This is a genomic window from Microbacterium sp. 18062, from assembly GCF_902706225.1.
Classification (GTDB): Bacteria; Actinomycetota; Actinomycetes; order Actinomycetales; family Microbacteriaceae; genus Microbacterium.
The window spans coordinates 1-447 of the sequence record NZ_CACSKB010000366.1 but is presented as its reverse complement, the minus strand read 5'-3'; the positions used below and the strand labels follow the sequence as shown (position 1 = coordinate 447).

The following is a 447-nucleotide window of genomic DNA, read 5'->3' as shown; positions in this document are numbered from 1 at the left end:
GAACAGTGGTGTAGCTCGATAATATCGAATATCTCATGGAAATAAAAAATCGGGACATTGCCGAGGCAATGCATGGGTTTAATATATATGACTGCTCCGTCAGATCAGCGGATTGCATATCTTTTTTGATGCTTGAGAATATTGATGATGCGGCCCATGGGCAAAAAAGAATTGTCAATTTATTTTTTAAAGAGCCCGTTGGAGAGAGGATTTCCTGGGATACATATCGTGGATTTGACGGACCAAAAATAATATCCTCAGTTCTGCCAAAGAATCAATCAATGATAATTTCCCTTGATTGCGACGTGGCAGTTTTGGGGGGTGGTGAGAGGGGTATGGAAAAGCCTATTCCCAGCGGCGGCGAACCCGAGAATGAGGTGCTGCGTGCATGTTTCAATGTTGCGTGCATAGATGGTATTGTTTATGCAGTCGGTCCATGGCGAACAG

At 43.8% G+C, this 447-nt stretch carries 1 protein-coding gene; it reads left to right on the top strand.

Annotation, left to right across the window (positions count from 1 at the left end):
* Positions 1–128: 128 nt before the first annotated feature.
* A partial coding sequence (locus GVL03_RS20235; protein ID WP_235038284.1) for a hypothetical protein occupies positions 129–447 on the top strand: 319 nt, incomplete at its 3' end.